The 13,877-nt window shown below is 66.0% G+C and carries 13 protein-coding genes; 4 read left to right on the top strand and 9 right to left on the bottom strand.

Features of this window, described 5'->3' with window-relative positions:
* Positions 1 to 10: 10 nt before the first annotated feature.
* The 6 genes from NSO95_RS00320 to rpe all read right to left on the bottom strand — a co-directional run bounded on the left by NSO95_RS00320 (position 11) and on the right by rpe (position 5,607).
* The gene (locus NSO95_RS00320) at positions 11 to 475 is read right to left on the bottom strand and encodes a Fur family transcriptional regulator (RefSeq protein WP_257594139.1); all 465 of its coding nucleotides are present in this window, start codon (positions 473 to 475) and stop codon (positions 11 to 13) included.
* Positions 476 to 515: 40 nt separating this feature from the next.
* Positions 516 to 1,193, bottom strand: a complete 678-nt coding sequence (gene msrA, locus NSO95_RS00315; RefSeq protein WP_257594138.1) for a peptide-methionine (S)-S-oxide reductase MsrA — start codon at positions 1,191 to 1,193, stop codon at positions 516 to 518.
* Positions 1,190 to 1,327, bottom strand: a complete 138-nt coding sequence (locus NSO95_RS00310) for a hypothetical protein (RefSeq protein WP_257594137.1) — start codon at positions 1,325 to 1,327, stop codon at positions 1,190 to 1,192. Before NSO95_RS00310 ends, msrA begins: the two co-directional genes overlap by 4 nt.
* 131 nt (positions 1,328 to 1,458) lie before the next feature.
* A complete protein-coding gene (gene purH / locus NSO95_RS00305) occupies positions 1,459 to 3,045 on the bottom strand; it encodes a bifunctional phosphoribosylaminoimidazolecarboxamide formyltransferase/IMP cyclohydrolase (RefSeq protein ID WP_257594135.1) in 1,587 nt (528 codons plus the stop codon).
* Between the two features lie 7 nt (positions 3,046 to 3,052).
* Entirely contained in the window at positions 3,053 to 4,945 is a 1,893-nt protein-coding gene (locus NSO95_RS00300; protein WP_257594133.1) for a heparinase II/III family protein, read from the bottom strand.
* Entirely contained in the window at positions 4,945 to 5,607 is a 663-nt protein-coding gene (gene rpe, locus NSO95_RS00295) for a ribulose-phosphate 3-epimerase (RefSeq protein ID WP_257594132.1), read from the bottom strand. Before rpe ends, NSO95_RS00300 begins: the two co-directional genes overlap by 1 nt.
* A 189-nt stretch (positions 5,608 to 5,796) precedes the next feature.
* On the opposite strand from rpe, the gene NSO95_RS00290 reads away from it, so the two are divergent.
* Together NSO95_RS00290 and NSO95_RS00285 are read left to right on the top strand one after the other, a co-directional pair.
* On the top strand, positions 5,797 to 7,482 hold the full coding sequence (locus NSO95_RS00290; RefSeq protein ID WP_257594131.1) for an ABC transporter ATP-binding protein: 1,686 nt from the start codon (positions 5,797 to 5,799) through the stop codon (positions 7,480 to 7,482).
* A gap of 126 nt (positions 7,483 to 7,608) precedes the next feature.
* A complete protein-coding gene (locus NSO95_RS00285) occupies positions 7,609 to 8,100 on the top strand; it encodes a DUF2141 domain-containing protein (RefSeq protein WP_257594130.1) in 492 nt (163 codons plus the stop codon).
* Between the two features lie 6 nt (positions 8,101 to 8,106).
* On the opposite strand, the gene NSO95_RS00280 is transcribed toward NSO95_RS00285, so the two are convergent.
* Both NSO95_RS00280 and NSO95_RS00275 read right to left on the bottom strand, forming a co-directional pair.
* Positions 8,107 to 9,000, bottom strand: coding sequence for a hypothetical protein (locus NSO95_RS00280; protein ID WP_257594129.1), 894 nt, complete (start codon positions 8,998 to 9,000; stop codon positions 8,107 to 8,109).
* Complete coding sequence (locus tag NSO95_RS00275) at positions 8,997 to 9,980, bottom strand: diacylglycerol/lipid kinase family protein (RefSeq protein WP_257594128.1); 984 nt, start codon at positions 9,978 to 9,980, stop codon at positions 8,997 to 8,999. The genes NSO95_RS00280 and NSO95_RS00275 overlap by 4 nt, the downstream gene beginning before the upstream one ends.
* Before the next feature lie 85 nt (positions 9,981 to 10,065).
* On the opposite strand from NSO95_RS00275, the gene NSO95_RS00270 reads away from it, so the two are divergent.
* Entirely contained in the window at positions 10,066 to 11,262 is a 1,197-nt protein-coding gene (locus NSO95_RS00270; protein WP_257594658.1) for a M20 metallopeptidase family protein, read from the top strand.
* Between the two features lie 102 nt (positions 11,263 to 11,364).
* Positions 11,365 to 12,930 carry a long-chain-fatty-acid--CoA ligase gene (locus NSO95_RS00265; protein WP_257594127.1) on the top strand — a complete coding sequence of 522 codons (1,566 nt, stop codon included), beginning with the start codon at positions 11,365 to 11,367 and terminating at the stop codon, positions 12,928 to 12,930.
* 6 nt (positions 12,931 to 12,936) lie between these two features.
* Here NSO95_RS00265 and NSO95_RS00260 read toward each other — a convergent pair whose 3' ends face one another.
* Complete coding sequence (locus NSO95_RS00260) at positions 12,937 to 13,866, bottom strand: polyprenyl synthetase family protein (protein ID WP_257594126.1); 930 nt, start codon at positions 13,864 to 13,866, stop codon at positions 12,937 to 12,939.
* Positions 13,867 to 13,877 lie beyond the last annotated feature (11 nt).

Genomic DNA, 13,877 nt, shown 5'->3' with positions numbered 1-13,877 from the left:
TGGCCGAAGCCTAGCTGCACGCGGCGCAGAGGCCCCTGATCTCGATGATCGGCCGTTCGGGCTTGAAGCCTTGCCCCTGCGCCACCCCGCGAACCGAATTGGCGATGGCATCGTCATCCACATGGGTTGCCTCGCCGCACTTGTCGCACACGAGGAAGATGCAGTCGTGCAGGCAGCCGGGGTGGCTGTTGGCGAGGAAGGCGTTGGCGCTTTCGACCCGCAGGGCGAGGTTGTTGCCCACGAACAGGTCGAGGATGCGGTAGACGCTGTTGGGTGCCACCCGCTTGCCGCGCTTGGCCGAGAGATTATCGGCGATATCATAGGCCGAGGCGGGCTTTTCGTGCCGCGCCAGTTCCTCGAACACGTCGGCGCGCAGGCCGGTCCATTGCTCGCCCGCCGCGGTCAGCGCATCGCGTGCCGCTTCGACCAGGCTCTTGCCCGAATGTTCGTGATGCGTGTGATCGTGCCGTGCCATAGGCCCGATATAGCGAGCCGCGGCGCGAACGCCAATCGCATCAGTTCTTGGTGAAGCTGGCGCTGTAGTGCGAAGGATACAGCCGTTTGAGCGCCGCGACCTTGGGCGCATCCCAGCGCACGATATAGGAGTGCTTCGGGTTCTTCAGCGCGAAGTCCTGGTGATAGTCTTCCGCCTTGAAGAAGCGGCTGTAGGTTGTGACGTCGGTCACGATTGGCGCGGACCATTTGCCCGACTGGCCCATTTGCTTGAGATAGGCTTCGGCAACCTTGCGCTGTTCGGCGTTCATCGGGATCAGCTCGGCATTGTATTGTGCGCCGCGATCGGGCCCCTGGCGATTGCGGATGGTCGGATCGGCGACGACCGAAAAGAAGATCCGCACCAGCTCGTCATAACGCACGACCTTGGGATCGTAGGTCACCTTGACCGCTTCGACATGGTTGGTGCCGCCCGTGCTTACCAGATCATATTTCGCAGTCGCCGCGTTGCCGCCGTGATAGCCCGAGACCGCGCTCTTGACGCCCTTGACATGGCTGAACACCGCTTCGGTGCCCCAGAAGCAGCCCCCGGCGAAGATCGCGGTCTTGAGGCCCAGGCCTTCGTTGGCGAAACGCTTGGCAGCAGGTGCTGCGACCGGCTTATCGAACGCAGAGGCGGGCTGGCTGCAGCCGGCGGCGACAAGCGTCAGCGGAAGCAGCGCGGCGAGAAACCGCTTCATTCGGCGGTTTGCGCCTGCGCTTCGGGAATCGCCGAATCGAATAGATCCGCGCCCGACTGGGCAAACAGGAACAGCGCCCCGGCCACGAAACCGATCGTGAAATTGCGCATAAGGTCGGATTTGAGAAAGTTCATGATCTGTCTTCACTTCTTCCAGCTTGCTGTCCGGCATAGCGGTCGACCTCTTGCGATGGAGTGAATGTTTTGGTTGCCGGGCGTTCATTCGCCCGGACTTGCACAGAGGTTACAGCAATGCCGGTTTCGCATCAGTGGCGAAAGTGGCGCATCCCGGTGAAGACCATCGCCAGACCGGCCTGGTTGGCCGCGGCAATCACCTCGTCGTCGCGGATCGAGCCGCCCGGCTGGATGATCGCGGTTGCCCCGGCCTCGGCGGCGGCGAGCAGGCCGTCGGCGAAGGGGAAGAAGGCATCGGAGGCGACTGCGCTGCCAAACGTGCGGGGCTCGGCCCAGCCATAGGTCTCCGCCGCTTCGGCGGCCTTCATCGCGGCGATGCGGCTTGAATCGCGGCGGTTCATCTGGCCCGCGCCGATGCCGGCGGTCGCGCCGTCCTTGGCATAGACGATGGCATTCGACTTGACGTGGCGGGCGACGGTCCAGGCGAACAGGCAGTCTTTCAGTTCCTGCGGGGTCGGCGCGCGCTGGGTGACAACGGTCAGTTCTTTCTCACTGATCGCGCCGTTGTCGCGCGTCTGCACCAGCAGGCCGCCGGTGATCGGCTTCACCGTCAGGCCGCCGCGGCGCGGGTTGGGCATGTCGCCGGTCACCAGCAAGCGCAGGTTCTTCTTTTTCTCGAACACCGCACGGGCCTCATCCGAAACCGACGGGGCGATCACCACTTCGGTGAAGATCTTCGCGATGGCTTCGGCGGTTGCACCGTCGAGCTCGGTATTGACCGCGACGATCCCGCCGAAGGCCGAGACGCTGTCGCACGCCAGCGCCTCTTCCCATGCCTCGAGCAGGGAACCGCGCTGCGCCACGCCGCAGGGGTTGGCGTGCTTGACGATCACCACTGCCGGATCGCCACCGGCGAACTCGGCACACAGTTCGAGCGCGGCATCGGCATCATTATAATTGTTATAGCTCAGCTCCTTGCCCTGCAGCTGCTCGGCCTGCGCGATCCCGCGGCCATGCGGCCCGGCGGGTGTGTAGAGCGCGGCCTGCTGGTGCGGGTTCTCGCCGTAGCGCAGGATGGTGGGCGCGACGCCATTCACGGCGAGGAAGTCGGGAAATAGCTGCTGCTGGTCGGCAAAGGCGAACCACTGGCTGATCATCGAATCGTAAGCGGCTGTCGCGGCAAAGGCCTTGGCGGCGCATTTGCGGCGGAAATCGAGCGTGGTCGTGCCGCTCGCCTCGATCTCTTCCAGCAAGATCGGGTAATCCGCCGGATCGGTGACGATAGTGACAAATTGGTGATTTTTGGCAGCCGAGCGAACCATGCTGGGGCCGCCGATGTCGATATTCTCGATAATCTCGGGCCGCTCGGCACCGCGCATGACGGTGGCTTCGAACGGGTAGAGATTGACTACCACCAGATCGATTGCGCCGATCGCGTGCTTGTCCATCGCAGCGGCATGATCCGGGTTGTCGCGCACCGCGAGCAGCCCGCCATGCACCATCGGGTGGAGCGTCTTGACCCGCCCGTCCATCATCTCGGGGAAGCCCGTCAGTTCGGATACGTCGCGCACCTCGAGCCCCGCCTCGCGCAGTGCCCTGGCGGTGCCGCCGGTCGACACCAGCTCGACCCCGCGCGCGGCGAGCGCCTGCCCCAACTCGACCAATCCGCTTTTGTCGGACACCGAGAGCAGTGCCCGCTTGATCGCTACATCCGTCACGCCTGTGCTATCCCATTTTCTTGAGCAGCCAGGAGAAACTTCCCCCGCTGCGCGATGTCATCCCCTGGATCACCAGCTGCTGGATCGGCTGCGGGCGACCGTTGCCATCGACCCACATGCTTTCCTCAATGCTCACTTCGCCGCTGCCGTCGCCGCCCGCGATGCGGAACTGCCAGTAGCTGCCGTCGGGTGCAGCGAGGCCAGCACCCTTCAGGTCTTCCGCCAGTCGCAGCTCGACCCCGGGGCCGATGTGGAATCGGATGGCGAAGCCGATCTTGCCGCGCTTGCCGCGCTTGCCCGCCGGGACCAGCAAATCCTCACCGCGCAGCTCGGCGCCATTGTCGCGCAGCATGAGAACGCGGCGGTGGACCAAGCCGAAACGCGCGGCATAGCCGTCGTGGCTTGCCTCGACCCGCGTCGCCGTGCCTTGCCCGGCCTTGATCACGCGGCGGTCGACCTCGACTTCGTTCACCCCCGCGCCGAGCCGCCCGTTGATATGCACCGCAGTGGAGTTTGCATCGTCGAGCACCAGCGTCGAATGCGCGGCGGTGGCGCGCAGGCCCTGCTCGATCCGTGCGGGAACCTGCCCCCCGGCGAAGGCAGCGCCGCCGCAATTGACCACCAGCCGTTGACCATGCGCGCAGAACTCGAACGCCAGCGTCGAGGCGCAGCCGAACCTGGCATGGCGCGACAGCGGCGGAGGCGCGGCATCGAAAATCAGCGTCGACTTGTTCGCCAGCACCCGCTGGTAACCCCACTGGCGCACGTCCTGCAAGGGGCGGGTGCGGACGCCGCTGGCATCGACCAGTGCTGCGAGCCGGTCATGCCGCACCGCGCCCGAGCCCTGCCAGCTGCCGAGCGCTCCGTCCGAATGGACCAGAGTCAACAGCGGTGGCACCAGAAGCTGGAGCATGCTCTCGATAACTTCTGGCGGCTCGTGATCGGCCGCGCGGTAGCATGCGGCGAGATCCACAAGCAGCGCGATTGCGTCCATTTGCGCCAGCGGACTGCGCGACAGGACACCGCCATCGTCCGCCACCAGCTCTCCCAGAGCGCGCGCCATTCCGGCTTCGCCATACAGGCGGCGCGGGCGGCCATCGGGCATCAACAACCCGGCAGCTATGATCGCGCACCAGCCCGCCAGCTCACCCAGCCGATCCGACGCATCCTTGACGTTGCGATCAAGCCAGCGGGCGGTCGATGCCATCGCTTCGAGTCGCTGCTTGCGCTTGGCCTTGTCAGCGATCGACAGGATCAGCGGGGCATGGGCCAGCCAATTGAGCAGCCGCAGACCGACGTTTTCGACCTTCCATGCCGCCCCCTTGGCAGGCTTCGGATTGGCTTGCAGCCAGGCATCCATGATGCGGCATGCGGTCGGCGCAGCCTGTTCACGCGGCGTGGCGGACGCAAGGTCGCCCAGCCAGGTGAAGCCATGCACGGTGCGCTCGAACGGGGCGGTCAGATGCGCGCCTGAGCCATAGCTCATCTGCACGATCGGTGCCTTCACGCCATAGACGAGGAAATGCCCGGCACGCAGCGCCACGCCAGCCGCGCGATCTCCCGCCAGCGGCGATTCGACGGTCGCCAACAGCCGTGGGCGCGCAGGCTTGCCGAACGGGGAAGTCAGAGTGGAGGCCGGAATACCAAGGCCATAGGCGAGACGGATCAACCGTTCGGCGGCATTGTGTGCCGGGTTCGAGAAATCCGCCACCACCAGCGAGCGCCCTGGCTCGAGCGTCTCGCGCCTCGACGAATGCGCGGCACTGGCACCGGCCACGAGCGGTTCGGAGGCGCCGTCGTCCAGGGGAATCGCTCTGTCACCCGACCCGCTGGCGGCCGCCTCCGCCGAGCCGAAATCCAGTTCCGGCACATCGGGCCGTCGAGTCGCAGCTTCGGCCATCAGCCCGCCCCTTTCAGTGCAGCGATATTGGCCGCATATTGCTTTGGTCCGCCCTTGAAGGTTGCGCTGCCCGCTACCAGCACATCGGCCCCGGCATCGACGCACATTCGTGCGATCTCCGCATCCACCCCGCCATCGACCTCGAGGTGGATCGGTTTGCCGAGCCGGTCGATCATTTTCCGGATCGCTTCGACCTTGCGCAACTGGCTATGGATGAAGCTTTGCCCGCCGAAACCGGGGTTGACGCTCATCACCAGCACCAGATCGACTTCCTCCAGCAGATAGTCGAGCATCTTGGCCGGGGTGCCGGGATTGAGCACCACCCCGGCCTTCTTGCCGAGCTTGCCGATCGCCTGCAGCGTGCGGTGGATATGCGGCCCCGCTTCGGGATGGACGGTGATGATATCCGCCCCCGCCTCGGCGAATTCCTCGAGATAGGGATCGACCGGGGCGATCATCAGGTGGACATCGAACGGCTTGGCCGTATGCGGCCGCAGCGCCTTCACCACCGCCGGACCGATGGTGATATTGGGCACGTAATGCCCGTCCATCACATCGACATGAATCCAGTCGGCCCCGGCCTCGTCGATCGCCCGCACTTCCTCGCCCAGCCGCGCGAAGTCGGCTGACAGGATCGAGGGGGAAATAAGCGGGCGGGCCATAGCCATCTGCTTCGCGAAGTGAAGGATGCCATGGGGAGTAGTCCGCGCGATTCGCCGCCACAACAGATGGTGTCGGCTTTTCCACATCGCCCCTGCGGCTAACTCGTATCCGATGATAGCGTGCGCACCATCGCCGACCGTTGCATGCGACTTTGACAACCCCCCGCAGTCGGGGCAAGCGAAGCACCTATGCGATCCTCCCTCCCCGCCCTGATCCGCCTCGCCAGCGGGCCTCGCCTGTGGGCGATGGGCGCGCTCAGCGTGATGGGTGCCGCGCTCGAGGGGATCGGCTTCATCATGCTCGTCCCGCTGGTCGATGCCACGACGGGCGATGGGCCGGGCGGGCGGCTTGCGGAGGCGATGCAATGGATCGGCCCGGTGCCCCCGCTCGGCACGCTGCTGCTCGCCTTTGTCGCGATCCTTGCGCTGCGCGCTGCGGCGGAATTCACCCGCAAGCTGCTGGCGTTCGATATCCGCATGGGCATCGTCGACGGCTTGCGCCATCGGGCGATTTCGGCGCTGGTCGCGGCCGACTGGCGTTACCTCGCGCGCCAGCGACAGAGCGACAACCGCGCATTGCTGCTGACCGCCGTGGAGCGGACCGGGATGGCCTCGACCGTCGCCTTTTCGCTGCTGACGACCACGCTCAACCTTGCAGCCGTTGCGCTCGCGGCGCTGGTGATCTCGCCGCTGTTCGCCGCTGCCGGGATCATTGCCGGAGCCCTCGTGCTGTTCCTCTATCGCGGGCTGCGCCGCAATGCAGGGCAGCTCGGCCAGGCGCTCACCGGGCGCAACAAGGCGGTGTTCGGCAATCTCGAGCAGACGCTCAATGGCGTGCGCGTGATCAAGAGCTTCGGCGCCGAAGCCCGTATGATCGAGGAAGCGCGCAGCGGCTTCATCGAGATGCGGCAGGTCCAGCGCAGCTATATCGCGCAATCGGGACTGGCGCGGCTGACGTTGCAGATAGCAGGTGCCATCGCGCTCGCCGCAATCGTCTGGCTGGCGGTGACGCGCTGGAGCTATGACAGTGCACTGCTCCTGCCGCTGATCGCGATTTTTGCGCGAACGGTGCCGCAACTCGCCGGTTTGCAGGAGCAGCTGCAGGACTGGCGCCATTCGTCCCCTGCCTTGCAGGAAACATGGGCACTGATCGAAGCGGCCGAGGCTGCGCGCGAGGCCTCGGCAGAGGCTGCGGGTCCCGCCCACACGCTCGAACGGTGCTTCCTGCTCGAGAACATCACCGTCACGCACCGCGAAGGCGTCGCCGCGCTCGATGGCGTGACGCTGGAAGGCAAGGCGCGCTCGATCATCGCGCTGACCGGCCCTTCGGGCTGCGGCAAGAGCACGCTGGCCGATGTACTGGGGGGCCTCATCGCACCCGACGCAGGCAAAGTCCTGCTAGATGGCCGCGTACTTGCGCCGGGCGAGCGGCGCGGTTGGCGCGGCAAGGTCGCCTATGTCCAGCAGGAGCCGGTGCTGTTCCACGGCTCGGTGCGCGACAATCTGCTATGGGCCGACCCCACGGCCGACGACGCACGGCTTAGCGCGGCGCTGAGGCGAGCGAACGCCGGGTTCGTGTTCGACCTGCCCGCAGGCCTCGACACACCGGTGGGGGATGCGGGGCGGCATCTCTCGGGCGGCGAACGCCAGCGCATCGTGCTGGCGCGCGGGTTGTTGCGCAATCCGGCGCTGCTGATCCTCGACGAGGCAACCAGCGCACTCGACGCCGCAGCGGAGCGCGAAGTGGCTGACGCGATCGAGGCGATGCGCGGCAGTTGCACCATCCTCGTCATCACCCATCGCGGGCTGTTGTCCGAACTGGCGGACCAGCGTTTTGCGATGGCCGCAGGGCGGATCGTCGGCGAGCAAGGTTGAACGCGCGTTGTCATACGAATTCAGCCGCAATTCAGGGCGCGGAGCCTATCCGCATGGCCAATCGGGGCATCCCATCGTATTTTCTCTGGCGCGCACGGCGCGCAGCAGACGTGGAATTTCAGCACTATGAGCGCGAAGAACATCATCCGTTACGGAACCATGGCCCTTGCCACCGCTGGCCTGGCGCTCGCCGCGCCAGCCAGTGCGCAATACCGCCAGACCTATTCGAACGACATGGGCAAATGCCGGTCGGGCGCATCGGTCAAGGTCAATATCTCCGGCATTGAATCGTCGACCGGCAAGATCCGGGTGCAGAGCTATCGCGGCACCAAAGAGGACTGGCTGGAAAAAGGCCGCTGGCTTGGCCGGATTGAACTTCCGGCGAAGAAGGGCTCGATGACGGTCTGCATGCCGCTGCCGGGCCCCGGGGTCTATGGAATCGCCGTGCGCCACGACACCAACGGCAATGGCAAGACCGACATCAGCAAGGATGGCGGCGGCATGTCGAACAACCCGTCGATCAACATCCTCAACTTGGGCAAGCCGAGCTACAAGAAGACCCAGTTCAGCGTCGGCAGCGCCCCGGCGTCGATTTCGATCACGATGCGATACATGTGATCGGGCTCAGCGCGCCCTCTTCGCGCGCCAGAGCCTGAACAGCACCCCGGGCGCGGCTAGCAGAGGATGCTTCTCGCGCCACGGGGTCACTTCGATCGCGACCCCGGTATGCCGTTCGATCTTCCACGCGGCATAACGCGCCGCGCCGTCGAAGGTCGTGCTCGCCTTGGCCAGCCGGGTGAGGTTGAGTGGTTTGCCCCAGCGCCTGCGCTTCTGCCACCATCCGAGCAATGCGCGCCGCCGCCCAGGCGGAAGCTGCGGGGCAAGCACCGATCCCTCCTGCGAGAAATCAATGCCGTCAGCATCCCACGCGAGCGGTAGCAAGCCGCCGAAATGCTCGGCATTGACCGACAGGATCGAATCCTCGCGCCCCGGCTTCTCGACCCGGAACTCGGCGCGATAGGTCTCGCGAAACAGCGCGCGCCAGTAATCTTCAGCCGCGCCCCTCTCGGGCCCGAGCGCCGCAGCGAGGCGAGCCGCCGTCTTCGCCGCATCGGCCAGCGCGGCGACGACCGGTGTGCGGACCGCGGCATCGCGCATCCACACCAGCGCACTCGGCTGGACGAAGCGGGCCCAGATCGTGGTATCGCGCGAGTTGCCCGCACAGGCGCGGGCGAAAGTCTCCAGCGGCATGGTCGCAACCTTGGCGCGGAGCACCGTGCCGCCGTGCTCCCACTCGTGATAGCTCACGCGCGGCCAGATTGTCTCGCGCTGGAGCCCCGGCATCAGGAGGTAGAAATCGAGCACGCCCTCGAGTTCGCCGGTGCGCAGGTTGGAGCCGTAGAACAGCGCGGCATCGGCCCCTGCGGCCTCCGCCAGCCGCCCGGCAAACGCCGCGACTTCGGACCTCACCTTTGCGGCAAGGCGCCCGGAAATCCGCGCTTCGAGCGTTTCGCTCACGGCACGACGAAGCGCAGTTCGGGGCCGCTCTCCACCCGGTAGCGCCCGCCCGGAAAGGCCTCGCCGTCGAGGATGAAATCGTCCTCGATGGCGAAGTCGAAGCTTTCGGTCGCGACCTGGTGAAATCCCCGTGCCGCCGTGTTCTCGCCCGGCCCGACGAACAGGATCTTGGGCAGGCTCGCCAGCACGCGCCGGCGCGGGCGGTCCATCGCGACGAGCTTGAGCCCCTCGCGGTGCTGTCCGAACAATTTCAGGCCGACCGGGAATTTCTCCAGTGTCGAGGCGAGCATGACCGAGCGCCGCCCGTCGTATCCGTCGCCGCTATGCGCCAGCGGAACCCGATCCTGGCCGATCAGGATCTCCATTTCCGACCCGCGCCGCCAGATGTTCCCGTCGCTGCCGAACAGCGCCTGCATGACGCCCCATACCGCGCTGAGTGCCACCGCCATGCTGTCGAAGGCACCAAGCTTGTGCGCGTCCTGCCCGGTCCGGATGCCGAGCGTGAAGCCGGCAGCGCCGAGGATGAACCCTGCCAACGGGCCCGCACCTCCGGACAGCGGCGTAACCAGCACCGGGCGACGGAGAACCCGCCTACCCGATGCGTAGGCCGCGACCGCATCGGCGAGGTTCCAGCCCTGCGGCGCGCCGAGATCGACATTGAGTGCATTGGTCTTGCCCTTGGGCAACACAGCCAGCGCGGGCCAGTCGTCGCCGAACACCGCCATGCCGCAGGTCAGCACATCGCGCACGGTGCCGTCACCCCCGTTGATGATGAGGTATTCGACCCCCCGCGCGGCAAAGTCGGCCAGCATGGGGCGGATGTCCTCGTGCCGCCCCGGCTGGGCGAAATGGACGTTCTCGCGCGCCGAGATCTCCAGGTCCTGCCCCCTGTTGCGGTGGCTGCGCGGGTTGTACACCACACCGACGACAGGTCTGGCGGAGCGCGTGTTCTGCATTGCGGGCGGGTCGGGTCTGGCCATGCGAGCGCCGCCTTAGCCGCATTGTCCCCGCGGCAACCAGATTTTTCTGCCGACGCGCGCTGCGATTCGGGTTAGTATGACGGCCATGCTGCATCCCGACCTGCTCGATTCCGCCCGAAGCCTGTCCGACCGCATCGTGACGCTGCGGCGCGCGATCCATGCCGAGCCCGAGCTCGGTCTGCACACGCCGAAGACCAGCGCCAAGGTCCGCGCCGCGCTCGCGCATTTGCCGCTGGAGTGGAAGGAAGGCGGCTCGACCACCGGGATGGTCGCGACGCTCAGGGGCAAAGGGCCAGGGCGGCGGGTGCTGCTGCGCGGTGATATGGACGCGCTGCCGATGCCCGAGGAAACCGGGCTCGATTTCGCCTCGACCATTCCGGGGCGGATGCACGCCTGCGGCCACGATACCCACACCGCGATGCTCGCCGGGGCGGCGGAATTGCTGGCCGGCAAGGCGGGTGAATTCGCCGGCGAGGTCCAGTTCATGTTCCAGCCGGGCGAGGAGGGGTTTCACGGCGCACGCTTCATGCTCGACGACGGGCTGATCGATCCGCTGCCCGACGCTGCTTTCGCGCTGCACATCATGCCCAATGCGCCGCATGGTGTGGTGGCGGGGCGGGCCGGGGCGCTGATGGCGGCGGCCGACCAGCTCGATATCGTGGTGCGCGGCAAGGGCGGGCATGCCTCGATGCCGCACGACACGCTCGACCCGATCCCTGTCGCGGCGCAGATCGTCACCGCGCTCCAGACTGCGGTTACCCGCCGCTTCAACGCCGCCGATGCGGTGGTGCTGACGATCACCCAGGTCGAGGCGGGGACCGCGCACAACATCATTCCCAACCACGCAACCATGCGCGGCACCATGCGCACACTCTCGCCTGCCAACCGGGCGAAACTTCAAGCCCTGGTTCACGCAGTCGCCGGTGGAATTGCCTCCGCGAACGGACTTGCAGCGGAAGTGACGATCACAGAGGGCTTCCCGGTCACGATCTGCGACGAACGCGCGGTCGCGCTGGGCCGCAGCGTGGTGCAATCCGCACTCGGCGAAGCGAGCTGGCGCGACCTGCCCGCGCCGATCATGGGGGCGGAAGACTTCGCCTATGTGCTGGAGAAGGTGCCCGGCGCGATGTTCTTCCTTGGCGTGGCGCGCGAAGGCGACGACTGGCGGCAATGCTGCGGCATCCACTCCTCGCACATGATGGTCGACGAGAGCGCACTGCCCCACGGCACCGCCACGCTGGCGGGATGCGCGCTGCATTTCCTCGAGCACGGCTTCGCGTGACCCCACTGCGACGGTTTACGTCGCAAAACAAAACGGACATGCTCCTACACGCAAGAAGAGCCGATTGATTCGGCCACAAAACTGCGTCGGAGAGGACCGAGAATGAGCGAGAACGCAGCCGAGCTGGACGGCTATTTCCCGACCTATGGCGAAGCGCTTGCCGCGCACGCACAGGAGCGGCCCGAGCAGATCGCGCTGCGCTATGGCGAGCGCACCACGACCTATTCGGAGTACGACCGCCATGCGACGCAGATCGCCAACGGGCTTGCCGCGATGGGGCTCAAGAAAGGCGACCGGGTGGCCTATTTCGGCAAGAACACCGACCATGCAGTCGAGCTGGCGCTAGGCACAGTGCGCGGCGGGATGGTGTTCGTCCCGATCATCTGGCGACTCGCCCCGGCCGAGGTCGATTTCATCATGCAGGATTCGGGCGCCGACGTGCTGTTCCGCGAAGACGAGTTCACGGGAGTGACCTTCGATGGGCGGATCGTCTCGATGGAGCAGGAATTCGAGGCCTGGCGCGATGCGCAGCCCGACACGCCGGTGACGACCGAAGTCGGCGCGCACGACCCGCTGCTCCAGCTCTATACCTCGGGCACCACCGGCCTGCCCAAGGGCGTTGTGCTGAGCCATCACAACGGCACCAGCACAAGGCCGATGATGCAGAAGCACGGCATCTACTGGTACTGCGCCGACGAGGGCGACAGCATGATCTTCGCCATGCCCTACGGCCATATCGCGGGGGTGGGCAGCGCGCTCGGCGCGACGCTCGGCGCGCAGGAGCTGATCGTGCACCGAGAATTCGACCCCGCGCTACTGATCCGCGACGTGCAGAAATACCGCGTGAAGTGGATGTTCCTGGTACCTGCTGCGATCCGACTGCTGCTCGCCCATCCCGATGCGCAGAATGCCGATTTCTCGAGCGTGAAGGGGCTGACCTACGGTGCGAGCCCGATCCCGCTCGACCTGCTCAAGCAGGGGGTCGAACGGCTTAAATGCGATTTCGCGCAGCTGTATGGCCTCACCGAAACCTTCGGCACGGTGGTCAGCCTGTCGCCCGAGGATCACAAGCCCGAGAACGTGGTCGGGCGCGAACATGTGATGAAATCGGCGGGCAAGCCGATCCCCGGGGTCGAGATCGCGATCCTCGACGAAAACCTCCAGCCGCTGCCCGCCGATACGATCGGCGAAGTCGCGATCCGGGGCGATGCAGTGATGCTCGGTTACTGGAACCGGCCCGAGGAAAACGCCAAGGCGCTGATCGAGGGCGGCTGGTTCCGCACCGGCGATGCCGGGATCCTGTGCGAGGAGGGCTATCTCTACATCCAGGACCGGATCAAGGACATGATCATCACCGGGGGCGAGAACGTCTATCCGGCGGAGGTCGAGAGCGCGATCTTCGGCCATCCCGACATCTCCGACATCGCGATCATCGGCGTGCCGGACGAGAAATGGGGCGAGGCGGTCAAGGCGGTGATCGTGCGGCGCGAAGGCAGCGATCTGGATGCCGACGGCGTCATTGCCTATGCCAGGGAGCGCATCGCCGGGTTCAAATGCCCCAAATCGGTCGATTTCATCGACGCGCTGCCGCGCAACCCGTCGGGCAAGATCCTGCGCCGCGAACTGCGCGCTCCCTATTGGGAAGGGATGGACCGGCAGGTCAGCTGAGCGCGCCTACCTGCGCGACAGTTCGCGCGTGTAATCGACCAGTTCGAGCAGCACGCCAGGGTCGCCGGTATTGACCTGCGCCTCCCACTTGGCGTCGCTCGCGATCTGGTCGAGATGCGCTTCGGCATCGGGCAGGCGCGCGATCATCGCTTTCGAGATGCGCTGCAATTCGCCGTCCGACGGCGCATCCTTGCAGAACAGGTCGCAGATCGCCTTGTCCTCGATCGCCAGCGCCGCGGGCAGCGTGAGGATACCGTCGCGCAGATCCTCCTCGCCCCCGCCGCCGAGCGATTCGAGGCCCTTCACATCGCCCACATCGTCGCAGCCGTGATAGAGCATGCCGATCAGCCGCCCGAACTTGCGCAAGGTCTCGTCGCGCGTCGCGAGGCAAGCGCAAGTCTCGAACATCGAGCCGGTGTCCTCGCCCGCGATCATCTCCCAGTCCTTGACTCCGAGCGGTTGCCGCCGCAGCCGCCACTGCGCGCATTCGGCGACCCCCAACCGCTTCACCAGATCGGCGAACAGGCGAATGTCATGCGCGTCATCCGCAACCATCGCGAAGCCGTCCGCCGCGATGAAGCCGGAGGCCATCAGCGCGGGCAGATTGCCGAACTTCGCATGCATCGTCGGCTTGCCTCGCCGCTCGTCTGATAGGTCGAGGATGTCGTCGATCACCAGCGTCATATTGTGCATCATCTCAAGCACGGCGGCCGAGCGGATCACGTTATCGGGTATCTCGCCGCCCTTCTGCGCGCGGTAGCAGCCGAAGATCGTCAGCGGGCGGAAGTATTTCGACCCGGCATCGAACTGCCATTCAAGCAGCGGGCGCAGTTCCGCGCTCGATTCCGCGATCCACGCGAACAGCCGGTCGCGCAGCCGGTCCATCTCGGGCAGGAAGCCGAGATCCGCGACGATACCCCTGGTGACAGTGTCCAAGCCGCAATGCT

Origin of the sequence: Parerythrobacter lacustris, assembly GCF_024626475.1 — a bacterium.
GTDB classification, from domain to species: Bacteria; Pseudomonadota; Alphaproteobacteria; order Sphingomonadales; family Sphingomonadaceae; genus Parerythrobacter_A; species Parerythrobacter_A lacustris.
The sequence above is the reverse complement of the archived record's forward strand: the minus strand, read 5'-3'. Positions and strand labels throughout refer to the sequence as shown.

Coding starts and splice junctions, on each gene's coding strand:
- NSO95_RS00320 (WP_257594139.1), bottom strand. CDS start 475: ATGGCACGGCACGATCACACGCATCACGAACATTCGGGCAAGAGCCTG.
- msrA (WP_257594138.1), bottom strand. CDS start 1,193: ATGAAGCGGTTTCTCGCCGCGCTGCTTCCGCTGACGCTTGTCGCCGCC.
- NSO95_RS00310 (WP_257594137.1), bottom strand. CDS start 1,327: ATGAACTTTCTCAAATCCGACCTTATGCGCAATTTCACGATCGGTTTC.
- NSO95_RS00300 (WP_257594133.1), bottom strand. CDS start 4,945: ATGGCCGAAGCTGCGACTCGACGGCCCGATGTGCCGGAACTGGATTTC.
- rpe (WP_257594132.1), bottom strand. CDS start 5,607: ATGGCCCGCCCGCTTATTTCCCCCTCGATCCTGTCAGCCGACTTCGCG.
- NSO95_RS00290 (WP_257594131.1), top strand. CDS start 5,797: ATGCGATCCTCCCTCCCCGCCCTGATCCGCCTCGCCAGCGGGCCTCGC.
- NSO95_RS00285 (WP_257594130.1), top strand. CDS start 7,609: ATGAGCGCGAAGAACATCATCCGTTACGGAACCATGGCCCTTGCCACC.
- NSO95_RS00275 (WP_257594128.1), bottom strand. CDS start 9,980: ATGGCCAGACCCGACCCGCCCGCAATGCAGAACACGCGCTCCGCCAGA.
- NSO95_RS00270 (WP_257594658.1), top strand. CDS start 10,066: ATGCTGCATCCCGACCTGCTCGATTCCGCCCGAAGCCTGTCCGACCGC.
- NSO95_RS00265 (WP_257594127.1), top strand. CDS start 11,365: ATGAGCGAGAACGCAGCCGAGCTGGACGGCTATTTCCCGACCTATGGC.